Origin of the sequence: Anatilimnocola aquadivae (assembly GCF_049819085.1) — a bacterium.
Classification (GTDB): domain Bacteria; phylum Planctomycetota; class Planctomycetia; order Pirellulales; family Pirellulaceae; genus Anatilimnocola.
Genome location: NZ_CP187419.1, coordinates 3,847,448 through 3,874,171 on the forward strand (window position 1 = coordinate 3,847,448; position 26,724 = coordinate 3,874,171).

At 58.1% G+C, this 26,724-nt stretch carries 22 protein-coding genes; 5 read left to right on the forward strand and 17 right to left on the reverse strand.

All coding sequences use genetic code 11. The features are described from left to right. Positions 1–179: 179 nt before the first annotated feature. The 6 genes from pstB to NA78x_RS15475 all read right to left on the reverse strand — a co-directional run bounded on the left by pstB (position 180) and on the right by NA78x_RS15475 (position 7,450). A complete protein-coding gene (gene pstB / locus NA78x_RS15450) occupies positions 180–989 on the reverse strand; it encodes a phosphate ABC transporter ATP-binding protein PstB (RefSeq protein WP_425619349.1) in 810 nt (269 codons plus the stop codon). A gap of 37 nt (positions 990–1,026) precedes the next feature. Next, entirely contained in the window at positions 1,027–1,935 is a 909-nt protein-coding gene (gene pstA, locus NA78x_RS15455; protein ID WP_425619350.1) for a phosphate ABC transporter permease PstA, read from the reverse strand. 30 nt (positions 1,936–1,965) lie between these two features. Then, complete coding sequence (gene pstC, locus NA78x_RS15460; protein WP_425619351.1) at positions 1,966–2,913, reverse strand: phosphate ABC transporter permease subunit PstC; 948 nt, start codon at positions 2,911–2,913, stop codon at positions 1,966–1,968. Positions 2,914–2,966: 53 nt separating this feature from the next. Beyond that, on the reverse strand, positions 2,967–4,046 hold the full coding sequence (locus tag NA78x_RS15465) for a PstS family phosphate ABC transporter substrate-binding protein (protein ID WP_425619352.1): 1,080 nt from the start codon (positions 4,044–4,046) through the stop codon (positions 2,967–2,969). Positions 4,047–4,169: 123 nt separating this feature from the next. Further along, a complete protein-coding gene (locus NA78x_RS15470; RefSeq protein WP_425619353.1) occupies positions 4,170–4,565 on the reverse strand; it encodes an acyl-CoA thioesterase in 396 nt (131 codons plus the stop codon). 11 nt (positions 4,566–4,576) lie between these two features. Next, positions 4,577–7,450, reverse strand: a complete 2,874-nt coding sequence (locus NA78x_RS15475) for a DNA translocase FtsK (protein ID WP_425619354.1) — start codon at positions 7,448–7,450, stop codon at positions 4,577–4,579. 562 nt (positions 7,451–8,012) lie between these two features. Between NA78x_RS15475 and NA78x_RS15480 the strand changes: the two genes are divergently transcribed. The 3 genes from NA78x_RS15480 to NA78x_RS15490 are packed head-to-tail and all read left to right on the forward strand — an operon-like array spanning position 8,013 to position 11,420. Continuing rightward, on the forward strand, positions 8,013–9,398 hold the full coding sequence (locus tag NA78x_RS15480) for a MotA/TolQ/ExbB proton channel family protein (RefSeq protein WP_425619355.1): 1,386 nt from the start codon (positions 8,013–8,015) through the stop codon (positions 9,396–9,398). Between the two features lie 48 nt (positions 9,399–9,446). Beyond that, positions 9,447–10,304 (forward strand): hypothetical protein, encoded by an 858-nt coding sequence (locus NA78x_RS15485; RefSeq protein ID WP_425619356.1) that lies wholly within the window; start codon positions 9,447–9,449, stop codon positions 10,302–10,304. A gap of 6 nt (positions 10,305–10,310) precedes the next feature. Further along, positions 10,311–11,420, forward strand: a complete 1,110-nt coding sequence (locus tag NA78x_RS15490; protein WP_425619357.1) for a hypothetical protein — start codon at positions 10,311–10,313, stop codon at positions 11,418–11,420. 28 nt (positions 11,421–11,448) lie between these two features. Here NA78x_RS15490 and NA78x_RS15495 read toward each other — a convergent pair whose 3' ends face one another. The 6 genes from NA78x_RS15495 to NA78x_RS15520 form a co-directional block, all read right to left on the reverse strand. Beyond that, positions 11,449–11,832 carry an FHA domain-containing protein gene (locus NA78x_RS15495; protein ID WP_425619358.1) on the reverse strand — a complete coding sequence of 128 codons (384 nt, stop codon included), beginning with the start codon at positions 11,830–11,832 and terminating at the stop codon, positions 11,449–11,451. Positions 11,833–12,031: 199 nt separating this feature from the next. Continuing rightward, a complete protein-coding gene (glp, locus tag NA78x_RS15500; RefSeq protein WP_425619359.1) occupies positions 12,032–13,261 on the reverse strand; it encodes a gephyrin-like molybdotransferase Glp in 1,230 nt (409 codons plus the stop codon). After that, positions 13,258–13,851: an anthranilate synthase component II gene (locus tag NA78x_RS15505; RefSeq protein ID WP_425619360.1), complete on the reverse strand. Its 594-nt coding sequence runs from the start codon at positions 13,849–13,851 to the stop codon at positions 13,258–13,260. The genes glp and NA78x_RS15505 overlap by 4 nt, the downstream gene beginning before the upstream one ends. A 191-nt stretch (positions 13,852–14,042) precedes the next feature. After that, positions 14,043–14,996 (reverse strand): L-lactate dehydrogenase, encoded by a 954-nt coding sequence (locus tag NA78x_RS15510; RefSeq protein WP_425619361.1) that lies wholly within the window; start codon positions 14,994–14,996, stop codon positions 14,043–14,045. A gap of 37 nt (positions 14,997–15,033) precedes the next feature. Next, positions 15,034–16,461 carry a sensor histidine kinase gene (locus tag NA78x_RS15515; RefSeq protein ID WP_425619362.1) on the reverse strand — a complete coding sequence of 476 codons (1,428 nt, stop codon included), beginning with the start codon at positions 16,459–16,461 and terminating at the stop codon, positions 15,034–15,036. Positions 16,462–16,492: 31 nt separating this feature from the next. Beyond that, on the reverse strand, positions 16,493–17,164 hold the full coding sequence (locus NA78x_RS15520; protein WP_425619363.1) for a response regulator transcription factor: 672 nt from the start codon (positions 17,162–17,164) through the stop codon (positions 16,493–16,495). A gap of 434 nt (positions 17,165–17,598) precedes the next feature. On the opposite strand from NA78x_RS15520, the gene NA78x_RS15525 reads away from it, so the two are divergent. After that, the gene (locus tag NA78x_RS15525) at positions 17,599–19,389 is read left to right on the forward strand and encodes a SulP family inorganic anion transporter (RefSeq protein WP_425619364.1); all 1,791 of its coding nucleotides are present in this window, start codon (positions 17,599–17,601) and stop codon (positions 19,387–19,389) included. A gap of 13 nt (positions 19,390–19,402) precedes the next feature. On the opposite strand, the gene NA78x_RS15530 is transcribed toward NA78x_RS15525, so the two are convergent. Then, entirely contained in the window at positions 19,403–20,536 is a 1,134-nt protein-coding gene (locus tag NA78x_RS15530; protein WP_425619365.1) for a hypothetical protein, read from the reverse strand. Positions 20,537–20,710: 174 nt separating this feature from the next. After that, complete coding sequence (locus NA78x_RS15535; RefSeq protein ID WP_425619366.1) at positions 20,711–21,406, reverse strand: hypothetical protein; 696 nt, start codon at positions 21,404–21,406, stop codon at positions 20,711–20,713. Positions 21,407–21,597: 191 nt separating this feature from the next. Between NA78x_RS15535 and NA78x_RS15540 the strand changes: the two genes are divergently transcribed. Then, complete coding sequence (locus NA78x_RS15540; RefSeq protein WP_425619367.1) at positions 21,598–22,644, forward strand: hypothetical protein; 1,047 nt, start codon at positions 21,598–21,600, stop codon at positions 22,642–22,644. On the opposite strand, the gene NA78x_RS15545 is transcribed toward NA78x_RS15540, so the two are convergent. The 3 genes from NA78x_RS15545 to NA78x_RS15555 form a co-directional block, all read right to left on the reverse strand. After that, positions 22,641–23,624: a glycerophosphodiester phosphodiesterase family protein gene (locus NA78x_RS15545; RefSeq protein WP_425619368.1), complete on the reverse strand. Its 984-nt coding sequence runs from the start codon at positions 23,622–23,624 to the stop codon at positions 22,641–22,643. The genes NA78x_RS15540 and NA78x_RS15545 overlap by 4 nt on opposite strands. A gap of 99 nt (positions 23,625–23,723) precedes the next feature. Beyond that, entirely contained in the window at positions 23,724–25,715 is a 1,992-nt protein-coding gene (locus NA78x_RS15550; protein ID WP_425619369.1) for a hypothetical protein, read from the reverse strand. A 275-nt stretch (positions 25,716–25,990) separates the two neighbouring features. Then, the gene (locus tag NA78x_RS15555; protein ID WP_425619370.1) at positions 25,991–26,368 is read right to left on the reverse strand and encodes a carbon storage regulator; all 378 of its coding nucleotides are present in this window, start codon (positions 26,366–26,368) and stop codon (positions 25,991–25,993) included. Positions 26,369–26,724 lie beyond the last annotated feature (356 nt).

Sequence of the window (26,724 nt, forward strand, 5' to 3'; positions counted from 1 at the left end):
GTAAGTTTCTCTGCCGGTGCTTGGTTCAGAAAAACGGTGTTCACAAACCCGGGGGGGGTGCGAACGCAAATGTGCGCCGCGCCCGAGAGATACTGCAGATGCTGCTCGCCAGCACGCCCTGGTTTGTGAACGACCCTCTAAAGGGGGGGGGTCCTGCCGTTTAGCCCGCCGCACCAGGCCTACCCGAATGTTCCTGTCAGGTACTTTTCGGTCAGTGGGTTCTTGGGGTTCTGAAAGATCTGTGACGTCGGACCGTACTCGACGAGCTCGCCCAGGTACATGAAGGCGGTGAAGTCGGCGATGCGAGCGGCTTGCTCCATGTTGTGCGTGACGATCAGAATCGTGACGCTTTCCTTGAGGGCGAAAACCATGTCTTCGATTTTGGACGTGGCGATCGGATCGAGCGCAGAAGTGGGCTCGTCGAGCAACAACAATTCTGGTTCGGTGGCTAAAGCACGGGCGACGCAGAGCCGCTGCTGCTGTCCGCCCGAGAGCTTCACGGCGCTGTGATTCAGCCGGTCCTTCACTTCGTCCCACAGGGCCGCTGCCTGCAGAGACTGCTCGACCTTCTCTTGCAGCACCTTACGGTCGTTGATCATGCGCAGCCGCAGACCGTAAGCGACGTTCTCGAAGATCGACTTGGGAAACGGATTGGGCTTTTGAAAGACCATGCCGGTCTTCAGTCGCATTTCCATCGGATCGACGGACGGGCTGAGGATGTTCACGTTGCTGGGATGCAAAATGATCTCTCCCTCGTACCGATTGTTGGGATAGAGATCGTGCATCCGGTTAAAGCACCGCAGTAGTGTGCTCTTGCCGCAGCCCGAAGGGCCGATGAGTGCCGTCACGCTGCGCATGGGAACCGGCAGTGAGATGTTCTTCAGCGCGTGGCGTTCGCCATAGTGAAAGTTCACTTTACGCACATCAGCTTTGAGCTCGCTGGTGACGCGCGGTGGATCGTTCAGGGGTGTCGTCACTTGCGTACTCATGGTTCCAGCCGGCCAGCGGGTAACTTGCTTTGGCAAACTACCATTTCAGGTTCTTGCGGATTCGATATCGAAGGTACATCGCCACGCCGTTGATCGCCAGCGTGAAGACAATCAGCACCAGGCCGGTCGCCGCCGCGTTTTCGTGAAACTTGGCCTGAGGGCGCGAAACCCAGTTGAACATTTGGATCGGCAACACCGTGAAGCCACTGTGCAGCCATTCGGTATTTACAAACGGGGCCGTGGTTTGCACCGGTGGAGGCGGCAAATAGGCCACGTAGGACAAAGCACCAATCGTGATGAGCGGGGCCGTTTCGCCGATGGCTCGTGACATGGCGATGATGGTACCCGTCGCGATGCCGCCCATCGAATAGGGAATCAAGTGGAAGCGAATCACTTGCCACTTGGTCGCTCCCGCCGCGTAAGCTGCTTCGCGAATATTGCCCGGGATCGCTCGAATTGCCTCACGCGTGGCCACGATCACAATCGGCAACACCAGCAGGGCGAGCGTCAAGCCGCCCACGAGCACACTGCGTCCCAGGCGGAACTGATAGACGAGCAGGCCGAGCGCCATCAGGCCATAGATGATCGAAGGGACGCCGGCCAGATTGGAAATGTTAATTTCGATCAGCGTGGTGACCCAGTTCTTCGGCGCGTACTCTTCCAAGTACACAGCCGCTGCGACACCAATGGGAACGGCCGTCGCCAGCGTGACGGAAATGACCATCAGGGTACCGACCCAGGCCGAGAGAATGCCGGCATTCTCGGGACGGCGGGAAGGGAACGAAGTCATGAACTGATAGCTGAGACGCGGCAAGCCGTCGATCATCAGGTCGATCACGAGAACCGCGAGCGTGACGATGCCCACGAGCGTGAAGAGGATGCCGATGATGTTAAAGATTACATCCTGGCGACGGCCACGAAGAATCAGTCGCGAGCTATTGAGCATTGCAGGTGCAGTATCCTTTTCCTCTGGCCCTTAGTAGGCCTGATGGAATCGTCGCCGCAGTCCATAACCGAGAATGTTAAACGTGAGAGTCATCAAAAACAGCATCAGGCCAGTAGCGAAAATCGATTGATACTCGACGCTGCCGTGGGCTGCATCGCCCAGGCTGACCTGCACGATAAAGGCGGTCATGGTCGCGGCGGGCTCGGTCGGATTCATCGTGAGTTTGGGTTGCATACCGGCCGCAATCGCCACGATCATCGTTTCGCCGATGGCGCGCGAAATGCCGAGAATGTAGGCCGCTCCTATGCCCGAGAGAGCACTAGGAAACACCACGCCCAAGGCAGTACGAATCTTATTGGCACCGAGCGCGTACGAGCCTTCTCGCAGCAGCATCGGCACACTGCGCATGGCGTCTTCGCTAAGCGAACTGACGTAGGGAATGATCATGATTCCCATGACCAGTCCGGCACTGAGCACGCTGAACGTGGGCAGATCGGGAATCACCTGCTGCAGCATCGGGGCCACGAAACCAATGGCAAAGTAGCCGTAAACAACCGTCGGCACTGCACTCAGCAGTTCCAGCATTGGCTTGAGGAACTCGCGGACGGCAAACGGAGCAAACTCACTGAGATAGATGGCCACGACCGTGCCAACGGGCAAGGCTACGGCCAGGGCAACACCCGTTGTAAGCAGCGTGCCGGAGACGAGCGGCAGAATGCCGAATTTTGGATTCGCAAACGAGGGTGTCCAGACGGTGCCAGTCAGAAACTCAAAGACCGAGACGTGCCGAAAGAACTGCGCCGATTCGTAAAGCAACACGCCCACGATACCGACGGTCACTAGCACCGAAAGGGCCGCTGCCATGAATAGCAGGGCCTCAATGCCACGTTCGCGCACTTCCCGCCACATCCGCTGCCGATTGCTGGCAGCAGTCCGTTTGCGCAGTCGCTTGATCTTGGCCGGTGCAGGATTGCTCAAGTCGGAGCTCCAGTCTCGAGCAGTTCGCCGAGACTATCGTTGGCAGCGAGTCGTTACTGGGCTGCTTTCAAGGCTTCTTCCAGCGATTGGTGCGTTTCAGCATCGCCACCAAACATCGACCCCGTTTTCTTCTTGGCCAGGCGATCCTTCACCAAGTCGTATAGCGCCGACTCGAAGGGAACGTACTTCACTTCGGTCGCGAGAGCCGTGATGGTATCGAGATAGAACTCGCTGAACTTCTGCACTTCAGGGCGTTCCAGCGACTTCAAGCTGATGTAGACGAACAGCGGCCGCGACAGCGGGTACGAACCGTCCTTAACCGTAGCAGCACTCGGGGCAATGGCATTCTCCCCCTTCTTGATCTTCAAGGCCTTCATCTTGGCAATGTTGGGTTCGTAGTAAGCATAGGGCAAATAGCCCAAAGCATGCTTATCGCCCGAAATGCCTTGGACGAGCGTATTGTCGTCTTCGCTGGCGGTGAAGTCGCCGCGGCTTTGCTTCGCTTTGCCGCAGATCACTTCCGTGAAGTAGTCAAACGTACCCGAGTCTGCACCAGGGCCAAACAGCTTGATTTCGGCATCGGGCCACGAAGGATCGACCTGATTCCACTTCTTGATCTTTCCTTCGGCGGCTGGCTCCCAAATCGCCTTCAGTTGTTCAACCGTGATCGTGTCGTCTTTGATCCAGTCGCACGAAGGATGAACGGCAACAGTCAGGGCGTCGTAGCAGACGGGCAGTTCGACAAACTCAATCCCTTCTTTGGCAGCAGCTTCGGCCTCGGCCTTCAGGATGGGACGAGAAGCGTTGGATACGTCGGTTTCACCCCGAGAAAACTTCTTGAAACCGCCGCCCGTGCCCGAGATACCGACGGTCACTTGCACGTTCGGAACTGCTCCCTTGAACTCTTCGGCCACAGCCTCGGTCACGGGAAAGACGGTGCTGGAACCGTCAATCAGAACCTTGCCGGTGAGCTTATCGTCGCCGAATTTCTCGGCAGCCTTTTCCAGGCTGGGGTCGACGGCAGTCGAATTCTGGGCATTACTGGGCCCCGAGGGGGCTTTGTTGCAGCTGCAGCCCAATACGGCCGCTAGCGATAGCGTGAATGCCAGGGCGAGAGATGACTTCGTGTACATCGAGAGGTTCCTTCGAGGGGCTCGTAATATGCCGATTTCTTTCTCAGCACGCTACCAGTGGATTGTTAAGATTGCGCGAAGAAACCGCGCACATTCCACCGAACAGCCCGCAAGACGCTGATTCTACTCGGCTGGCTGGACTAGTAACCACCCCGGAAGACGGGTGACCTTTCCGCTGCGGTCGATGCAGGCCACGGTGCTGCGGCCGCGGCAGACCAGCTTGCCGTCACGGTGGATTTCGTATCGATGCTCGATGCGGGCCCCCTTGGCTCGCTCGGTGATGGTGGTCAGCTGCAAAAGATCGTCGAACTCAGCCCCCTGAAAGTACTCCAGGTGGACTTCGGAGACCACCAGCAGCACTCCGGCAGCTTCCAGCTCTTTGTAGCTGTGCCCGGCAGCCCGCAGCAGTTCGACTCGGCCGAGTTCGAACCACTTGAGATAGTTGGCGTGGTGGACCCGCCCCTGGCCGTCGGTCTCTTGGTAGCGGACGCGAATGTCAATCGTGTGTTGAGTAAGCATCGCCCACGATTCTACGCACTTTCGGCCCGGAAGTGATGGCCGTCGTCGTCTTCTTCCTCGTCGCCCATCTCTTCCGCGTCGTCGTCCGCCGCCTCGTCTTCCTCGCCATAGCCTTTGATGTCTTCGTCCTCGGACTCTTCCGCCTCGGCGAAGGCATCGGTGTCATCGTCGGCGAGTTCTTCTTCAGGCTCGTCGTCCAGTTCTTCCTTCTCTTCGTGGACCAGGGTGACAGTGCGTGACTTTTTCGCCGTGGGCATCTCGGGCGGGGCCTCCGATACGTACGGTGCCGGGGTTACCTTGTTCCGTTTACTAGATGCGCCATCGGCTTTGGCACCCTTGCGCGAGGCAGGCTTGGCTGGCTCCTCTTCTTCACTGGCACCTTGCATTCGTTCCCAGTCAGCAACAGTCATCAAGATTTCGCGCGCCTGGCTGCCGTTGTACTGACCAACGATGCCGTCCTCGGCCATGAAGTCGATCAGCCGGGCCGCTCGGCCGTAACCAATGCCCAAGGCTCGTTGCAATAGCGAGACACTGCCGCGCTGTTCACGCACGACGAGATCGACGGCCGATTCGTACAGCTCATCACGCTTCTTCAGCGCGCCTGGCTTGGCTGGCTCCGCCCCTTCCTCATCCTTAATCTTGATGTTCACCAGCTCGTGAACGAAGTTTTGCTTACCACGCTTGCTGCAATGCGCGACAACGGAGTTGATTTCATCATCCGAAACCCAAGTTCCCTGGCCACGCAAGAGCGTGCTCGTGCCCGGCCACAAGAACAACATGTCACCCATGCCGAGCAGTTTGTCGGCACCCATTTCATCGAGAATCACGCGGCTGTCCGTACGGCTGGCAACCTGGAACGCGATACGAGCGGGCAAGTTCGACTTGATCAAACCCGTGATGACGTCGACCGTCGGTTTTTGCGTGGCAAGGATCAAGTGGATACCGACCGCACGGGACTTTTGCGACAGGCGGATAATGTGCGTTTCCACTTCCTTGCCCGACGTCATCATCAAGTCGGCGAGCTCGTCCGCGACGATCACGATGTACGGCAACTGCAGCGGAATGCTTTGACGCTCTTCGTCGTTCTCTGGCTGTAACCGGTCCATCAACTCTTCTTCGCCGAGCTGGTTGTAGCCAGACAGATGTCGGACACCCGCGCGGGCCAACAGCGTGTAGCGCTCTTCCATCTTGTCGACGGCCCAGGCGAGGATCGCCTCGGCTTTGCGCATGTCGGTCACGACCGGATGCATCAAATGCGGCAGCCGGCCATAACCGCTGAGTTCGACCATTTTGGGATCAATCATCAGCATCCGCACTTCATCGGGACCGCGCGTCATCAGGATCGAGGTGATGATCGTATTCAAGCAGACCGACTTACCGGTACCGGTGCGACCCGCAATGAGCAAGTGTGGCAAGGCAGCCAGGTCGGCGACCATCGCGTTACCACTCACGTCTTTGCCCAAGTAGAGTGGGATCGGCATCTTCTTGACCTTGGAGTTCGACTGCGACTCTTCGATCACTTCGCGCAGGCAAACCACTTGCCGATCTTCGTTGGGAACTTCGATGCCGACCGTGTTCTTGCCGGGAATCGGGGCGACGATGCGGACGCTCGGTACGCGCAGGGCGATCGCTAGGTCATCGGCCAGGTTGGTAATTTTCGACAACCGCAACCCGGCCTCGAGCTCGACCTCGTATTGAGCGATAACGGGGCCAGTTTCGATTTCGACAACCTTTACGTTGAAGCCGAAGTCGGCAAACGTCTTCTCCAGGATCTTCGCCTTGCGACGGACCTCGGTGGCCTGCTTGTCGTAATCGATGTCTTTACCGTGCTGGAGCAGTTCGATGCTCGGCAGCTGGTACTCTTCTTCGCCGAGCGGATTGGTTTCGTCGATATTGAGCTTTTCGCGCTCGCTCATCTCCTTGCGCTTCTCGAGGGGATTGCGAACTTTAAAGATGCTATCAGGCTGAGCGGCATTGCCGGTTGCCGCTGCTGGGGAAGCCACAGGAGCGACGGCGGCTGTGGCCGCGGTCTTGCCCACAGCCTTGATCGGCAGCGCGGGCACGTCTTCGTCGACTTCGTCATCAGGCTGCGATAGCGAGACGGGCGATTTGGCCGCTTCTTCCTTGTTGAGGACCAGCTTGTTCTTGCCCTTGAGCTTGAGCGGCGAGGCTGCGTCGTCGGGAACGGAGTTCGCGTCCAGGTCGCTGCGCGTGCGCTTGCTGGCCTTGGCAGCGGCCGCTTCGGCAACCGCATCCGTCGTGCGGTTGAAGATTCGCTGGCCGTTGTTCGCCAAATCGGCCACGCTGCGGGCGACTTGCACCACCGTATCGTCGGTGCAGAGAATCAGGCCGCCGATGGTGATGCTGGTCATCAAGATCAGGCCACCGGCCGTCGCAAAATGGGCTTCCACCATCGCCTTGCCCAGGGCACCAACGTAGCCACCCGCGCCAATGACTGGTCCGGGCGAGACGCTCGGCAACATCACCGCGATAATCGTGGTCGCGCCCGCCAGCGACAAAATCCAACCAACGCCGCGCAGTAGCGGCCGGTCAATTTGTCGCCGCCGCAGCAGATGAAAATCAATCAGGGCCAGCGTGCCCAGTAGGTAGTAAGCACCGTAGCCGAACGTGGTGAAGAGGAGATTCGCGGCCAGGCTGCCCCAAAAACCACACGCGTTGTGCGTGATGTCGTTGGGCGGAATCGAAAGTGTCTCGGGCTGAATCAGCAAACCAAACGGCGGCGGCAGTGGACCGACGGAATCGTTGGGATGATAGGTGACGAGAGCGCACGTCAAGAAAATGATGACCGCTACCAGCCCTAGCGCGGTGAGATCGAGTCGGAGATTACGAGGCTCAAGCATGACGCGCCAATTGCAGCCCTTCATGAGGCTGCTTGCGGGTTCATCTTCGTGCGTGGGCGCGTCCTTGCCCTGGACACCTTTTACGGTGTCTCTCGTTTCTTCGACACGCCGGCGCGCTCGCGCTGAGTCTGGTTGCTGGCAGACCTACGATCGCCAGTTCCGCCAGAGTTTATTGGCGGGTTGTGCGGCCAATGACGGTTGTAGTGACCTCTGTGTACGAAGCAAGTTGCGGAGAATTCACGAAACGGCTCCCTCGAAATGACCAAAACGGCTTGCTCAAAACTGACTAGACTGAAGCTTCTGCAAGTGACGGGCGGGCTTGCAGGGTTCTAGTTTTCGCGTCGTTGGTCGAAATCATACGAGTGCCATGTATTTTAACTTTGCTTGTCCCCACTGCAGCAAGAGTCTTCGCGTCAAAGAGGAACTTGCTGGACGAAACGCTCGCTGCCCCTACTGCAAACATCAGGTAAAAGTACCTCAGCCTGCCCCGGCGGAACCTGACCCGTTAGCGCCGCTCGATTTGGCATCCATCGATCTGAACACCTTGGGAACAAAGCCCGCTCCAACTGCTGCCAACCCAATTCAAATGGTATCGGCTCCTGCCGCCTCTGCATTTGCCACTCAAGCGGTTGCTGCGCCCGCAACCAGCGGAACCAAGAAGGCCAAGGCCAAGCCGAAAGAAAAGCAGCACGCCAGTAACGACGACGGGACCAATGTCAGCCTGATCTGGACGGCAGCCATTGGCCTGTTGTTGACGGTGACGTTCTACGCGATTCTCGCCCCGCTTCCCCGAATGTATTTCCGCGATCTGTTCTTCGAACGCGGCTGGGTCACCATTGCCGAAGCGTTCTTGATGTTCTGGGCAGTTGCGATTTTGATCTTCAAATCTCGCAAGCTTCACAAGCAGCGCGAGTCCATGCTGTTCGACTTGCTACCAGAGAGTATTGGCAAAGATATCTCGCGGCAGAATCTGAATGCCTTCACCGAAAACATTCGCAGTTTGCCGGTCGATACCGGAGCTAGTTTTCTAGCGCGGCGCGTGTTGCGTGGCCTGGAACACTACGGTGTGCGCGGCAGTTCGTCGGAAGTGTCGACGATGCTTTCGTCGCAAGCAGAACTCGACAACAACGCAGTCAGTTCAAGTTACTCACTGCTGAACGTCTTCATCTGGGCGATTCCGATTCTCGGCTTTATTGGCACGGTGCAGGGGCTCGGCGATGCCGTGGGTAATCTCTCCGGCAGCTTGGAAGCGGCCGCCGATGTCGAGAGCATTAAGAAGTCACTGGGAGCGATCACGGGCGGCCTGGGGGTCGCATTCGATACGACGTTGGTGGCGCTCATTATGAGTCTGCTGCTCAAGTTCCCTGCCAGTTCTCTGCAAAAGGCCGAAGAGGATCTGTTGAACTGGGTCGAGGACTATTGCAACGAAAACCTACTGAAGCGGTTGCTTGACGAAGACGCCGGCACGCCGGCGACTGCGAGCGACGCCACGTTGCAGAAGGCGATCAATGCTGCGCTGGTTCCCCATCAGGCAGAACTGCGCGCTTGGACGGCCCGCTTGCGAGAGATTGGCAAAGAGCTGACCGCAGAGATCTCGCAAGGCTGGAATCAGATGCAGCAGGGCGTGCAATCGCAGCATGCCGAGCGCTTGGGAGAGATCAACACGGCCGTGCTCTCGTTGGGAGAACTAACCACTCAGATCGCGGCCGTCACACAGAACCTCAGCCAGGCACAGCAAGAGCAAACGAACTGGGCAGCCCGCGCGGCCGAGCAGCAGGCTGCCGCCGTTTCCAGCAACCAACAGCAGGTGACTGCCATCGTGCAACAATCGACGCAAATGCTGGAAGAGCAAATGGGGCTCTTACAGCAAGCGGTGCTCAATCTGAACGAAACTTTGAGCCAACTCAACGGCAAGCAGGTGGTGATTCAAGTTCAGCATCCGGCCAGAAAAGGTTGGTTCAGCCGGAGGTAAGTGATCTCGCCTTTGTTGTAAATCGGACTCATCTCGCTCGCTTCGCTCATGGCAAAAAAGGCAAATATCGACGACTCAGTCAGCCTGTTTCCCTTCCTCAGCATTCTGGCTGCAGTGATCGGAATCTTGGTGCTGATGATCACCGCCATCACGCTCGGCCAGATTGGGAAAGACAATCCTCAGGCCCAGGCAGATGCCGCATCAGCAGCTCAAGCGGCAGAAGAAGCCAAAGCCCGCGCCGCTGAATATAAGAAGCTGCGTGACCAGGCCAAGCTGGATCTCGATGCCTTAAAAGCGTTGCAGGCGAAGATCGCACAGCTGGAATCGGCCCAAAAGGAAGCGTCGATCGTCGCTGAGAATATCGCCGCAGCCAAAAAAGAACTGGCAGAACTGCAAGCGACTACCAAAACCAATCAAGAGACGGCAAGCCAGCGTCAAATCGAACTGGCCGCCAAGATCATTCGGCTCGAGCAATTGTTGAAGGAAAACAAAGAACTGGACGAGCGCCTCAAGCCATTGCTTGAGCAATTGGCCAAGCTGCAAGAACAATTGGCCAAGAGCAAGGCACCGCCGCAGGAAGCACAGGTGCAAATTCAGCCGAGCGGTACGGGCTCCGACTTGACACCAGTGTTTGTAGAATGCGCGGCAGAAAGCATCGTCCTGCACGATCGCGCGCAGCCCTTACGAATTCCCAAAGCTCAAATGGGTGGTCACGCGGAGTTCATCAAATTGCTCGACAAGGTCAAGTCCGATGCGAAGGCAACGGTGGTCTTCCTGATTCGTCCGGACGGAGTCGGTACGTATAACTCGGCTCGCGGCGTGGCCCGCAATCGGGCCGTTACCAACGGTAAATTGGCCATTGGTTCGCAAGGCAAGCTCGACCTCACCCTGTTTCAAGGAAAGTGAAGCATCATGGCAAGACGCAAGGGTGGCGAAGCCGGCATGAATCTCGATTCGCTCCTCGACACGCTCACCAATGTGGTGGGGGTGCTGGTGATGGTGCTCATGCTCACCACGCTCAACGTGCAAAGTGCCGTGCAGCGCATCCTGGATATTGATCCTTCGCAGCTAAATGTTTCGGAGGCCGACTTGGCCAAGGCCCAGCAACAGGCAGAACAGCTGCGCAAGCAGCGGGAGCAGCTGGCCAGCAAACTTCCCAAGCCAACCACGACGGAACCCTCGGAGAACTTCGGCGTCTTACTCTCGCAGATCGAAGCCTTGAAACAGCAAAAGCCAGCGGAAATCGTTCCGCTCGAGAAGGTTCAAGAGACTACGACCAAGGTTGACGAAAATGAGAAGAAGTCGAAGGAACTGGCTGCCAAACTACTCGCCACCGAAGACGAATTGGCTCGCTTGAAGGCTTTGCTGGAGAAGACAGAAGTTGTCGCGGCACCGCCGGCCAAGATTGTCAGTTTGCCGAATCCGCGCGAAGCCCCCACCGGTGCCACGCAGTATCGCGTCATCGTGCGCGATGGTCAGATCGTCCCCTTCCTCCCTACGGAGATTCGTGACCGCTGCAAGAAGCAAGTGGAACTGCTGCTTCGTCAACCAGCGATGAAAACCAAGGATGGCAAGATCGACTGCCAGAAACTGGTCGAAACCTTTAACAAGAACTCGCGTGTGTTCGACGCCAACTTTCGCGTTCAGTTGGCCGTCATCAATTTCAATCTGTATATCGTCTTTGAACTGAAGCCCACGGGGGGCGAATCTCCACAACAGGCAACCGCTGCCAGTTCGAATCTCCGCCGCGGTCTCAAATCGTTGCAGGCCAAGCATGGCGACAAGTTCTACATTCGCTTTTTGGTCTGGAACGACAGCTTCGACGCCTATGTCGCTGCTCGCAGTGTGTGCGACGAAATGGGCGTTCTCGCTGGCTGGGAGCCCTACACGGTTGATTACACCTGGCGAGAAGGGTTAGGAATGACGGTCCCCTGCGAAGGTCAGCCGCCGCCCGTAAAGCCCGATCCAAATGCCCCGGCGAAGCCCGTGTTGCCAATGGTGCCGACCGATACGGTCGACTAACGTTACAGTCGATTAAACAGGCGTCGAACTAGTAAGCCATCGCCATCACGCGGCGACTGTTGCCCGGCATGGGCAGGTCGAGCTCACCGGAATCGTGACCAGCCGAAACGAGTGCTTCTTCCGGAAGCAGATCGACCAGGAAGTGACTCAAGCCGAGGCACAGTTCGTTGCCGGGAAGCAGGCGAGCCTGATCGATCGGCTGGCCGTTGACATAGGTGCCGTGACGCGAACCGAGATCGCGCACGAGCAGTTCGTTACCCTCGACGTTCAGCTGACAGTGCCGCCGGCTGATCCAGCGATCGTCAATACGCAACGAAACGTCAACACCCCGGCCGATATCGGCGGGGAAGTGTTCGAGCACGATCTCACGCGGCGAGGCCAGAGGATCCTGGCTGATCAAGCGAAGTTTCACGGCAGTGTCTGGCGGGAAATTGTCGGTGGGCAGCAATCGGGCGGATTGCAGGCTGGTGAGATTGGCGGGCGGGAGAGAATCTAAGGTGGGATAGACCAGCACGAGTTATGTTAAGTGCTCGTCGGGTGAAGTCAACGTCTGCTGATGGATTGTGACACAAATTCGCCAACTCTTCACCGAGCTGGTGGTCGCATACCTCTTACGAACTGAGCGGCAACAGATACGCCGTGAGCTCTTCGCCGACCGGCCAAACGCGATCACCACCGGGGAAATGAGCCAACGCATTCGCTGCCGCGAGGGCCCGCAAGTCTCCCGAACCTTGCCACGACAATGGCAGGATTTCGCCGGTTTCGGGCTCATATTGGGCGGGCCAATAAGCGGGTCGGTCTCCTCGATGCTTGTGTTCGACCGCCAAGGTTCCTCGCTGGAATGGCAGGCCAATCGGCTTCTGCCAGCGCATCTTTTGCAAGGCCGGGCGGACAAACAGTTCGAAACAGACTAATCCGCTGACCGGATTGCCCGGCAAGCCAAACACCAGACAAGGTGGCTGATTATCGCCCCGCTCGAAGAAGCCAAACCAGAGCGGCTTCCCCGGCTTCAGGTTCACATGATGAAAGACCTGCTTCACGCCCGCCTTGGCGAGCGCGGCGGGAACCAAGTCGTGAACACCCGCCGAAACGCCCCCCGAGAGCAAGATCGCGTCGTGATCGAGATTGCTCTCGATGGCGGCGAGCAGGGCCTCGGCCTGATCGGGGACGATGTCCATTTCGTCGGGCAGTCCGCCGGCTTGCAGCACTAGGTTCGCGAGCAGACTGCTGTTGCTGTTGCGAATCTTGCCCGGCGGTGGTTTCTCGCTGTGCGGAACAATCTCGTCGCCGGTCGCCAGAATGGCCACAGCTGGATCGAGGAGTGTCCAGACCGTATCTCTGCCTACTTCGGCGAGCAAACCCAGTTCAATGGCCCGCAGCAGCGCTCCCTGCCGCAACACCACGTCATTGAGCTTCATCGATTGGCCACGGCGGATGATATTCTGCCCGGGGCGAATGTCCCGCTCACGGAGCGAAACAAGTTCTCGCCCTCCATCCTTCCGCTCGCTGGTCTTTTCGACCATCACCACGGCTCCGCAGTTCTCGGGGATCGGCGCGCCGGTCATGATCTGTGTCGCGTGGCCCGGTTCCAGCGGTTTGGTTGGCACCATGCCGGCGAAGATCCGTTCGCAGATTACAAGCTCGTTTTCACCGCTCAAGTCGGCCGTATGAAGTGCATAGCCATCGACGATTGCCTTGTCGTGCGGCGGCGAATCGACATCGCTGGGAATGTCCTCGCCCAGCACGCAACCGAGCGCTGCGGACAAGTTTGCTTGACGGCAGCGTTGCAACTTCCCCGCATGTTGCAGGACCAGTTCGAGTGCCTGCTCGACGCTGATCATGACTTGACCCGCATCTTCAGAAACTGCCCCAGCATCTGATGACCATACTCGGTCAAGAAGCTCTCGGGGTGAAACTGCACGCCGACCAGCGGCAGTTCCTTATGGCGAATCGCCATGATCTCGCGCGAGCCATCGGGAGCGTCAGCCCAGGCGGAGACAATAAAGTCGGGATTGAGCGTGTCCGGCCGAATCACCAAACTGTGATACCGGGTCGCGGTCACAGGATTCGGTAGACCTTCGAACATACCGACGCCATCGTGATAAATCTGATCGGTCTTGCCGTGCATCAGCCGCTTGGCCCGGACGATGATGCCCCCGGTCGCTTGTCCGATCGATTGATGCCCCAGGCAAACCCCCAGCAGCGGAATCTTGCCCATGAACCGCTGAATGCACTCTACCGAGATGCCAGCTTCCGTCGGCGTACAGGGCCCAGGCGAAACAATCAGGTGCGTCGGTTTCAGCTTCTCGATCTCGTCGCAGCTGATCTGGTCGTTGCGATGGACCTGAATATCGAGCGCCCCGTCGATCTCCCCCAGTCGCTGCACCAGGTTGTACGTGAAGGAGTCGTAGTTATCGATCAGCAAAATCATGGGGGAATGCAGAAGTGAGAAGGCAGATTGCAGAAGTAGAGCCAGAATACTCCCGGCTCAGGAATAACGCGAAAACACTTGCTTGGAACGACTCGCTTGCTTCAAGATAGGTTCGCGTGAAACGGCCCCGAGTTCAATGGGGCGTGGAATCCTTCGACGACCGTGCGCGGTCATGATTCAATGTTCTGTGTTTAGAGCTTGCCAGCCAACGAGCGGGCGGCGGAATCGATGATTTCAGCCGATCTTCGCAGAGCGGCGGATTCCGCTTCGTTCAGTGGCAGGGGAATGCAGCCCAGCACTCCTGCCCCGCCGACGAGATGAGGCAGCGAGAAGGTCACCCCGCTCAGTCCCTGATAGTCTTCCACGCGAGAGGCCACGGTCAGAATCGCCCGCTGATCGTTCACGATAACATCGACAATCCGCGCAATGGCAGCGCCAATGCCGTAATACGTTGCTGCCTTCCCTTCGATGATGGTATAGGCCGCCCGTCTCACCCCGACATCGATTCGCTGGCGTAACGCATCGTCATAGGTGAGTTTTCGTAGTTGGGCAAACTCTTCCAGGTGCATGCCGGCGATTGTCGCTTGCGACCAGGTAAGCACCTCGGAGTCGCCATGCTCACCGATCACATAACCGTGTACGTGATGCGAATCGACGCCAAATTGTTCGCTGAGCAGGGTGCGAAAGCGGGCCGTATCGAGCGTTGTGCCACTGCCCAGCACCCGCGAGGCGGGTACGCCGTGCAAACTGGCAAAGTGCGCCGCGATATGCGTCATCACATCGCAGGGGTTGGTGGCAATGAGCAGCACCGCGTCGGGCGCGGCCTGCAGAATGGCCGGAATGACGCTTCGAAACACTTCGGCGTTTCGTTCGAGCAGCTGCAGGCGAGTCTCACCTGGCTTCTGTCCCACGCCAGCAGCAACGACAACTACTTGCGCACCGGACAGATCTGCATAGTCCCCCGCACGCACTAGTAGCGGCTGCGAAAAAGGAACTGCGTGGGAAATGTCTTGCGCTTCGGCGATCGCGCGTTCTTTGCGCATGTCGACGAGCACGATCTCGCGACCGACGCCTTGCTGCACCATCGCATACGCGGCTGTCGCTCCCACAAACCCGCTACCAACCACTCCTACTTTGATTGCCATCTTGGCTTCCTTTGGATACAGACTGAAGATCACGAGTTCATTGCGAAGGGACAGCGACGTTGGCGATCTTGGACGCCAGCGGGAGAGTGATGATGAACTTGGTTCCCTGGTCGAGCCGACTTTCGGCTTCAATCGTACCGCTATGCGTTTGAATAATCGACTGGCAAATGCTGAGACCCAGTCCGGTTCCGCCTGTGGGAGTGCCCCGCATGCGTGAGCGATCCACGCGATAAAAGCGATCGAAGATGTGCGGCAAATCCTCGGGACCAATGCCTGGGCCGTTGTCTTCGATGGTCAGCACCGCTCGATGGTTGGCGAAGTCTTTCAGCATCGAGATCACAATCTCGCCGCGCAGGCCGCCGTTGCTCCCCTGCTTCTCGGAAGGCTGCTGGTGATGACTGGCGGTGAACTTGATCGCGTTGTCGATGAGGTTACTGAGCACCTGTCGCAGATAGCTGCGATTGCCATTCACGACGACCACGGGCAACTTCTCGACGCGCAGTTTGACACCACTGAACTCTGCCACTCCCTGAAACATTTCCGCAGCGCGGGCAATCAAGGTGTCGAGTCGAACGTCGCCGTCCATGACAGTCGGCCGCTCGGCATCGGTTTCGGCGAGCAGCAACAGCTGATTCACCAGTGTCTCGAGCGACGAGCATTCATCAATCACCTCGGCGAGCAGTTCGTTGTACTCGTCGACTGTGCGATTGCCGCTCAGGGCTACCTCGACGCTGCTGCGAATCGCCGAGAGCGGAGTCCGCAGCTCGTGCGCGGCATTCGCAAGAAAATCGTGCTTTTGCTTGACGTACGCGGCGAGCCGATCGAGCAAGCCATTCACCGTCACGGCCAACTGGTCGAGTTCATCTTGCGTCCCCCGCACTTTCAGGCGCTCGCCCATTTCCGCCGGACGCAGCCGGGCCGTCGTTTGCATCATCTGGGCCAAGGGTCGAGTAGCGCGACCTGCGAGAACGTACCCCGCGAGTGGAGAGGCGATTAGCAGGGAAGTGGCCACGAGGAAGCCTAATCGATCGATGCTCGCCATGTCTCGTTCGATAAAGGCGATCGACGAGCCGACGCACACGACCGGTGCACGCTCACGAGTTCCATCAAGTTCGCGAATCGCTAGTCGATAGTCGCCAATGGTCTTCAGCGAGGTTGCATTCGAGACCTGCGTCAGCGGCGGCAAGGGAGGAGCGCCGGAACTCGTCCAGACAGGTTGGCCTTTGCGATCGAGAAATAGAACGAACCATTGATGATAGGCATGACCGCGAGCTTTGCGATCAAGTTCGCGGTGCAATCGCTCGAAGTCGAGTCCGCGCTCTTCTTGCAAATTGAGTGCGATTTCGTCGAGATCTTCGCCCAGGACCCGCTCAAGGTCATAGTTGAGGCGATACTCAAGCCCCTGGCGAACGGTGAGCAGAATGGCCAAACCCGTGATGAGAACCGCGAGCGCGTTCCACATCATCAGTCGAAATCGTAACGACCGAATGGTGGTTTTAAGTCGCTCGAAGAACATATCCTCTTCCCCGCACAGTCTGAATCAACGGCTCATCGAAGCCGCGATCGATCTTACCGCGCAGGCGATTGATGTGCACTTCCACGACGTTGGTCACGCCTTCCCAGTCCGATTCCCACAAGTGTTCGCACAACATCTTGCGCGTGACCACCTGACCTTGAAAGCGAATTAGGTATTCGAGCAGGCTGAACTCGGTGGGCGTGAGCGAAATTTCTGCTCCGCCGCGCGTCACGCGGCGATTGGTCAGGTCGAGCGATAGCGGGCCGGCGTTCATCGTTGAACTGGGGCGATCGGCGACGCGGCGGCCTATGGCTTCCAGGCGCGCCATCAACTCGGGGAATGCGAATGGCTTGACGAGATAGTCGTCAGCGCCGGCCTTCAAGCCGATCACGCGATCTTCGACCGAGCCCATGGCGGTCAGCATCAAAACGGGTGTGCGGATCCCTTCCGTGCGGAGGGACTTCATGATGTCGACGCCGGGCAGATCGGGCAGCATCAGGTCGAGCACAACAGCGTCGAAGCGTTGCGACCGTGCTTCTTCCAAACCTTTACGACCGTTCCGGACCCATTCGCAGGCATGGCCGGCTTCGTTTAAGCCCTTCTGCAAAGCCTTGCCGAGTACCGGATCGTCTTCAATCACCAGCAGGTTCATCTTCGTCTCCCTAGGGACATTGGAGCGCCAATTGGCACGCTCCACAACTCACCATCGTACTCTCGAACCTGGTCTTTCATCGGCTGTGGCGACTCAACCTTGCTGTTTCGTAACCTATTCCCCAATCGGTAGTTGTGTGCTCTATCACTATAACTAATTCGTAACCGTTTTGGCCCTTCTCTGCTGATTAAAGCCGGCTAAACTTTCCGAAGGTAACACAGAACAAGTTTGATTCTGTGGTGCGATGAACAAGAAATAATCCAGCAGTCGTTTGTGAGTTCTTCAAAACGAGAGCTTGCACCACCCCCACAAGTTTGGCACCCAGCGGGCGACGCGACGGTCCAACACCTTCCTCTCCAACAGCAGTAGGCAAAGACTCGCACCAAGTTACGGTCGAGCCTGGCACGAGATTCATCTTTCGGTCGGAGTTTGCAATGGAAGTCCAGAAGAGTAGCGGGCAAGCAGCACCCGCGGTTCCGTTTCCTGCTTGCTTGCGGTATGACGCAATTTCCGGCTTCCTGGTCTTCTTGATCGCCTTGCCTTTATGCCTAGCTATTGGGCGGGCCAGCGGGTTCCCGCCGATCGCCGGTGTCATCACCGCCATCGTGGGTGGCATCATAGCGCCCTTCTTCAGCAACTCGGAGTTGACCATCAAGGGTCCAGCTGCGGGGTTGATTGCGATTGTGGTCGGAGCGGTGATCGACTTTGGTGGCAACACCGGTGTGGCTGCCAACGACTTCAATGCTTACCGCATGGTACTGGCGGTTGGTCTGGTGGCTTCGATCATCCAGATCTTTTTCGGGCTCTTCAAAGCGGGCAAGCTTGGTGACTTCTTTCCCACGGCAGCAGTTCACGGTCTGCTCGCCTCGATCGGCGTGATCATCATGATCAAGCAGTTTCTGACGATGCTCGGCGTGACCGCCAAGTTGCCAGCCGAGAACCTGCACCTGATCAAGGAATATGGCAACTTCATCCTGCAACTGAATCCTTATGTGGCGGGCCTAGGCATCCTCAGCCTGTCGATCATGGCCTTGTATCCATTTCTCAAGGCCAAGCCGTTCCGGATGATTCCGGTGCAAGTGGTGGTGCTCGGCATTGCCTTACCGCTGGCGTTCTTTCTCGGCATCCGTCGCAACACGACTCCTGCTGCAGCACCCCAGGCTGCGATCGTGGCAGTTGCAGAAACCAGGCCAGCCGCTCCCCCCGCCGAGAAACTCGTCAATCCTTACTCCTTGGGCGGCCGCGAATTCAATCGCGATCCGGCTAAGTACCTAATCAATGTTCCGCAGGACTTTCGCCAGGCGTTCGTGTTGCCAGCGTTCTTCGAAATGGATGCCGCGGGCCACTACACCGGCAAGTTCCACTTTGACTTTATGTACAACAGAGACGCTTTCAAGTTTTGGAAGTGGGTGTTGATGTTCTCGGTGATCGCCAGTCTGGAATCGCTGCTGAGTGCGAAGGCCGTGGACTTTATCGATCCGCAGCGACGCAAGACCGACCTCAATCGCGATCTGTTGGGTTGCGGTATCGCCAACACCATTGCCACTTGCATCGGCGGCTTACCGATGATCTCCGAAATCGTTCGCAGCCGAGCCAATGTCGACGCTGGTGCCAAGACTCGTTTCAGCAATGTCTTTCACGGCGTCTTTTTGCTGCTCTTCGCCTCATTACTGCCCTTTGTGTTGATCTACATTCCCACCGCTGCTCTGGCTGCGATGTTGGTCTTCACCGGTTTCCGCCTGGCTCACCCACGCGAATTGTTCCACATGTGGCAGATCGGCAAAGAGCAACTGCTGGTGTTCGTCACGACCATTGTGGCCATCGTCCTCACCGACTTGCTGGTGGGCGTGCTGATTGGCATGGCACTGGAATTGGCGATCAATCTGGTGCGAGGTTTGCCGATCTCGGCGATTTTCTCGCCGGGCATTCAGGTTCGCGAAGAAGGTGACGAACTGATCGTCGCCCCGCAACACGCGGTCACCTTCAGCAACTGGTTGCCGCTCCGCAGCAAGCTGGAAACGCTAGGGCTGAAGGAAGGACGCAATGTGACGCTCGACCTCAGCCGCACCGAGTTGGTTGACCATACAGCGATGGAAAAGCTGCACGAAATGGAACGTGCCTTCCACGGTGCCAACCTTGCTCTGCACGTCGTCGGCCTGGAACAACATCGGGCGCTGTCGACTCACTCTGCTGGGGCTCGTCAGCGATTCGCCGCTGCGGTTTAATCTCCACCCAACTCTATTGGGCAGGCAGCAGGTTTTGCTCAACGAAAAAGAGTTGAGCGGGGGCGAGGGAGAGGCGAAGTTGCTCAAAAGCTTTGGCCTGAGCCAGGGCAATGCGGGCTTCGAGTTCTCCCATCTGGGCACCGGCGGCAATGAACTTCTTGTCTTGAAGCGTCGTGACTTTCTTCAGGCCATCGAGGGCAATGAGAAACTCAACTCGTTTTTTGACGTAATCGCTCGTATAGGGACGCTCGGCATTGAGCAGTAAGAGAAGTCGATCTTGCTGAGCCGGATTGAGCGTTTCCAGAAACTGCGTGGCATCGCCTGACAGGCGGGGACTCGTCTTGCCTAGCAACGTGGCCGAGCGATGGGGCCGGCGAGCGACATTCTGCTCGGCGGTGTTCCCCAGGTACGAAGCCAATTTTGCGGCCGTGTCTTGCAACAAAATCGGGTAAGGCTCTTCGAGTTTCAGCAGCAGTTCGCGAACGGCTTTCACCGCGGGCGAATCGAGCTTAAAAGCCTCTGGATTCTCGCGCAGCATGCGGAAGTAGTTTTTTTGCTCTTCGCCAAAACTGGATTCCAGCCCGATGTAGGCCCAGGCCTGAGCGACGGCAACGCGCGCTTCGCATTCACCCATTTCCTTGCCCAGATCGACGACTTCCTTTTCGAAGGTACGAGCTTCGGCGGCGGTTTCTTTCTCCTCACGATCACGGCAGCGTCGCAACTTGGCTATCAGCCGGGCGCGGGCGGAATAATACTCGGCCAGTTGCGGCTTCAGGTCCACAGCGACTCGCAGCAAGCTGCCGATTTGAGCCCGGCTGAGTCCCGAGAGGACAATCAGGCCCCGTTCGTTTTCATCGACGATTACCTGGTTGCCGTCCTCATCTTCCGTCGTTGCCCGCTGGCCGCCGTAGGGGCCAAACAGATCGAGAACCGGATCGGCCCCGGGAACTTCCCGCACATCGCCGATCCAAAGAATGTTCAACTCGGCCAGCAAGCCAACTTCGCGAGCCTGATCGTTGCTCAGGCTTTGGAACTTGGCCGGCAACCGTCGCGCCAGGCCACCACCTTTTCCTTGAGCCATGACGGTGCGGGACGGGACCGTCAGGAGCAGTAGCAGCAAGAAGGAAGCGAAGTTGCGGAGAGTCATGTCGCGAGAGTCCTGCCATTGCCTTCGCCGCGCGTCGAGTTTGTTCAGCCACGGTCTAAGTGAAAATATAGTCTGAACTTACTAGGTCGAATAGGCGCGCCGGCTGTCACACTTCCAACCCGAGAGCGGGCGACAAGTTTCGCGGCGAGTTGACCTTACCGCAGCATGGCCCGCTTATTTCGCCACGAGCGATTTGCCCGGCGAAGCAAGAGCCGCTAGACGCGCTTCGGCCTGCTGCTTGAGCCCAGCCTGATCGCGGCGAGCAACCATCTGGTAATAGATCTTCGCGATGCCCGGTTTGCCGGCCGCTTCGGCAGCTTGTCCCTTGGCAAAGAAACTGGCTGCCTCGGCATCGCGAACTGCCGCTGCCAATTCATTGCGCTCGCGAATCTGTTCGACGCTAGGCTGGCGATCACTGGCCGCCACAGGTGCTGTAGGCTGAGTGCGAGCCAGATTGCGACTGAGATAGTCGGCCTTCTGCTGCAGGGCAAGCGTGGCGGGGTCTTCCGCGCGAGTTCCTCGCCGGGCAGCCGCCTCGGCCAACACAGCGGCGTCTAGTTCCTGATGGTCGATGATCGTGGCATGCACGCTCATGTTCGAACCGCTGCGAACACTGCTGAGGCCGCGATTCGTCGTCAGCGGGCCTTTGCCCAGAGGCAGCCCACGCGTCACGCTGCTATCGACCGCGCGATTAATGCCGCCGAGCGAAACTCCGCCCCCATCCGGCACCGAGACCGTTGTATCGACCGAAAGGACTTGAATCACCGGCAGCTGCACTGTCGTGGGAGCTTGGGCAAACGCGTGCACACCTGCCAGCAAGATGGCTGTGGGAAGTGCTGTCAGCAGAATTCGCTTCATATTTTGTCGCATGGTATTCGCTCCCTCGTTCCTCATCCTAGCGGATAGCCCGCGTTGAACTCAACATTTTGGCGGCAAATTCCGCGGCGGCCATTTCACCTTTACCCAGTTCAACTTGACGCGATTTTCGCCTGCCGATATCTCTCCACCGGCCTTTCGTTCCCGTTGTCCCTCCCTGCGGTTCATAGCGCTCGTCGATAGCAGTGCGTATCCTCCTCACCCATCATCACCGTTGCCAATCTTGGATTTCGGTCCTGCTGGCCGCAGTTTGGCTGGCGGGTCTGTCGCAGCTTGGTCTGCAGCCTTCGTTCGGTCAGGAGCCCTTACCAGTCGAGCAATTGCCGCTTGCAGTTGAACCCACGCTTGCGCCGCTGACATCACCCAGTGACCTTGCCAGCGAAGAAGTGCTCCCCGGCCAGGCACTCACCGAAGATCAGCTTCTCGATGATAAGTTCGACGGCCAATTGCTGGAGCTCGAACCGGAGTCGACCTACTCGCTGGTCGACTTTCCGTTTGGCTACAACACCCGGCAAAGCAAAACCGACTGGCTCGTCGGCGGTGGCAACAAGTTCGGCTTCTTCAGTTTGGAGAATCTGCCCACACTCCCCCAAGATCGCACGTCCGGCGTCGTCACGGGGCTGGGCTTTCATTTTCTCTCCGGGCCCGTCATCACCGACATGCCGCCTAGGCTGTTCGACTTTCAAATTGGCTATCAAAAACGAACCTGGCTGTCCGAGAACTTTGGCTACGATGTGGCCGCCCGTATTGGCGCCTTTAGCGATTTCGAGGGAAGTGCCCGCGAAGGCGTTCGCTTTCCCGGCCATGCCGTTGGCTACTATCGCTGGAGTCCGCTCGTCGATGTTGTCCTTGGCATCGACTATCTCGGCCGCGACGACGTCAAGCTGCTGCCGGTCGCTGGACTGATCATCACACCGCGCGAAGACCTGCGGCTGGAGCTGGTTTTTCCGCGACCGCGAGTCGAAGTGCAAGTCAGCCCGACGAACTCCGTCTACATCGCGGGCGAACTCGGCGGCGGCACCTGGGCCATCGAGCGTGTGACCGACTTAGACGATGTCGTGACCTATCGCGATCTCAATCTTCTCTTCGGCTGGTCCACTCGCGATGCCGAAGGAGACGATAGCACCCTCGAAATCGGCTACGTCTTCGATCGGCGCCTAAGCTACCGTTCGGGGGTCGGCGACTATTCTCCCGGCGATGCCATCCTCATTCGCTTGACGACGCGGTACTAACGAACCGGCGGGTGGAAGTAAGCTTTCTTCGCAGAGGGAATGGGCGTCGCGCGATACAGCAACGCGCCGAGCGGCGCGGGAATATCGGTCTCAATCAAGTCTGCGCCGCGCTTGAGGAAGGCGCGATAGTCAGCCTCGAGCGATGATAGTTTCTTGACTTCCTGAGTGATGAATTGCCGGTCGAGATTGCGCGAAGTGCCAATCATGCAGCACGCACCCTTGGCGTGAATCAGTTTGTACAACTGCAAATCTTCCGGCGGTTTGTGGCCGACAAAAGCGACCACGTTCTTCCACGGAATTCCCAGCTTGTCGAACTCTGCAAACTTCTCGCGATTGGGGACCATCACTTCCATCATGATGTTCTTGTTCAGGGCATAGCAGGCCTGCGCATCTTTGAAGGTGTTCACAATCAGCATTGCATGGGCTTCGGCCTGGTGCTGCTCGATCTTCATCACACGGGCCGCGACGGGCACATCTTTCTGGTCGAGCACGAGAATCGTCTTGCCGCGTGACCAGATGAGCACTTCGTCGAGCGTTGGCATGGGAAACTCGGTCGGCTGACCGTCTCGATCTTTCAATCGCAGCTTTTTCAATTCCGCGAGGGTGAAGTCAATCACCTTGCCGCTGCCGGTCGTTGTGCGGTCGAGCGTGGCGTCGTGATGCACCACAATCTCGCCATCCTTGGTATAGCGAGGGTCAATCTCGAGCATGGCGTACGTGTGCGCGAGCGTATGCTCAAACGTAGGAATGCAGTTCTCGGGAAAGCCTTGCTGTGCGCCGCCGCGATGACCGCTCACCAGCGGCAAGGGCTCATCAGTTCGTTGCAACAGATCCTGCAGGCCGGCTGAAGTCTTGGCGTCAATGCGATACAGCTTTGCCGAAGGATCTTTGCTTGTCGATTTCTCCTGCGCGACGAGCACCGCTGACGTGCAGATCGCGATAAACAAAGCGAAGCGGAACACGGTTGCTGAGTGGGACATGACGAGCGTCCTGGAGAAGCGGAGTCTAGCCAGCGCGGAATTGTAACACGCGCGAACAATGACTGCCTGCTCACGGAGTCACATGAGAAGCAGCTAAGCTTACCGAAAGAGTGGTGAGCGGAATGCTTGAGGCGGAGCGTTGGGCGTGGGCGCGAGATCGCGAATGCGTCCCTTGGGAGCCAGCCCTTCGATGGTGATGGGGTCGGTCAACTGATCGGCCGATTGATTCCCCGCTCTATCCTGCGCTTCGATGCGCAAGAAGAGTTGGCGACGAACGCGAGGATCGAATTCCCAGAAGTAGCTGCCCGAGTTAGGCAGCCCGGCGGCGATGGGCGTGAAAGGTCCGGCCGCTCGATCGGAAACCGAAAGCGAAATCGGTCGCGGTCCAAAATGTTCGTCACTGGCGGTCCAGCGAATTTCCAGCTTGCCGGCCTGCTCTCCACCGGCAATCGTTGCCCCCGTGAGTCGCACCTGTGGCTTCGCCATATCGACGCCGACCCAAATGTCGGCCGCATCGCCACTTTGCGGCGTGTTACTGGCGAGCCCATTCTTGCCGACAATCACAATCCGAAAGCCATAGGTGGCCTCGTTGCTCACTTCCACTTCGAACGGCGTGACCCGGTCGGGATCGGAACCCCACTTCACCCAGGTTTGACCGCGGTCGCCGGTGCCCCATAGTTCGACATCAGCGACACCTTCGGGCCCGACGGCTTCGACGTCGTAGTCGAGGCTGAACCGCTTGGCATTCGTCATCCGCGCCTGATCACCCTGGGGCGAGGGAATGGGTTCAACGCGCCGGGGCGGAGCGATTGGCTCGCTATCGATTTGCTCGGGGCGCACGAGTGACTCGCTCGGTCGACGATCCATCGGCGGGAAGTCGCGAGACGGATAATCGCTCGGCGGTTGAGATTCGTTTTCTGGTCCATTCAGCAGTGAACGATTGGGCGACTCTTGCTGCTGGGGCGCCGGCAGGTTCTCGGTTTGATAAGGCTGGCGGTCGTTACTGGCCGGCGGCAGCAACTCGCCCGTGTTCGTCGGGCGCGCAGGCGTTCCGCTCGTCGGCGAATAAGGATTGCGGACCATCTGCGGCGATTGATTGTCACGCGGTAACTCTTCGCGAGGTGGTGGCAGCGTATTGCTTGAGCCAGAATCTCCAAAACCAGAGGTTCCCGAACCAACCTTGGCCAGAGCTGTGTTCGGCTGCATCCGCGGCAACGCAGGATCCATCATCGAAGCCGCAGGCTGCCGCGTGTACGGATCGTTTTGGTCTGGTGTCCATCGCTGAGCGAGGGCACCACTGCCCGGTGCCGAGGGGAGCAGTGCTTGTTGCCCCGCTTCGCCTGCAGCTTGTATTTCAAACTGCTGCGAAACGACCGTTTTGTTGCCGGCTGAATCTTCTGCTTCGCCGCGCAAGATCATTTTGGTGAGTCCTGCCGGCGGAGTAATGGTTGTCTTGGCGGCGAACTGGCCGCGGGTGTTGGTATCGGCGGGCGAAGCGGTCGGACTAATCCGCTGCCAGACGCCATCGCGCGGATCTTGCCACTCGACCTTCACCTTGTTGTTCAGCAGATAGGGATCGAGCGCGGCCCATGTTAATTCCACGCGTCCCGATTCATCAAGCTTGGGCGAGATCTGCAATCGCGGCTTGATGGTGTCGACAATCAGCCGCATTTGCGGTGCCCGCTGCGCTGGCTGATCGCTGACGCCATTAGCAGCAACGGTTTCGGTCGCAAACCAAAATTCGGCATCTTGTTTGGCTCGAAAGCGAAAACGCTGTTCGTCAGCCTTTACTTCCTGGTACAGATCCCAGGTTTGGCCACGATCGAGCGAAATATAAACGCGCACCCGTTTCACGTCGGCATTGCGCACCGAAAACGGAATGAAGACATCGAGCTGCGAGGTAATGAAGAGTGGAGCAGCTGGCTTGGCAGTAGCCGTAATCGTGTTCGCGCCATTGGCAGCAGGCGGATTCGCTGCGCGGGAGAACGGATCCTCTGGGGGTGGGCCCGGGTTCCGCGACTGCGCAGCAGCGATGACCGCCCAAATCAGGCAGACAGGCAGCGCTAATCCGCGGGCCAGCGATAGCCGCATGGTCCAGCCTCAGAATTCCCCCCGAGCGCGCGGGACCCCGATGGTACCGCTGCTAAGAGCTATCGGAGATTCTGCGGGAAGGACTTGAACCGAACGTATAGCGCAGAGAAGCTGGCGAAACTACATCGACTTTGCGGGCGGTTTGGCGAGGGTCTTGTTCGCCAAGGTTGTTTTCCCAGCCCGCTGGCACTGGCATCAGCTGCCAGTGACACTCTGTTTTCTGTTCCGTTTCTGTTCCGAAAAATCAGCTGCTCCGCGTGGAAGCAGCCTAGAGATTACTTGGCGAGAGCGCTCTCGAGGACCGTGCGGACGAACTGCTTCATCGCGGCGGGACGACCACGACCATAGACAACGGCGTTGTTGGTTTCGTCGGCCTCGACAGCTTCTGCGTCGGAATCGCAGAGCAAATCCGAAGCATCAATGTCGATCGTCAGCGGCAACGAATCTTGGTCGGTGTCGGACATTTCCGGACCGGCATTTTCAGCTTCCAGGCGGCGATTCGCGGTCGGTGGCAACTCACCACGAATGACGCGTACGTCGCGGGGGGCTTCGATGCCGATGCGGACTTGTTGTCCTTTTACACGCAGCACCGTCACGGTGATATTGTTGCCGATGCAGATCCGTTCTTGAAGTTTGCGAGTCAGAACAAGCATGTCACACTCCTTTGCGATGATGAGAAACTTTGTTCGCGAATGCGGGGGAAGATGAGCGAGACAGCCTTAATGCACGGGCTGTGCCAAAACGAAAGCCAAAGCAACTGCTATTGACATAACTTGTTGCCAGTCCTTGCTTTCAGTGGAAACCACAGGGCTCACCGACCACTCAGCACTAGTGTACAAATTTACACAATCCATGAAAGTTTGGCAAGAGGGTTGGTAACTCTTACCGAGCCACTCGGCTCACCGGCGAAGTACATCCTTCGCTCGACAAGTAAACATACGAATGGCCCGTGACTAGTCTGGTCACGGCACGGAGCAGAAAAAAAGAAAAGTAGTCGGCACGCTGGCGA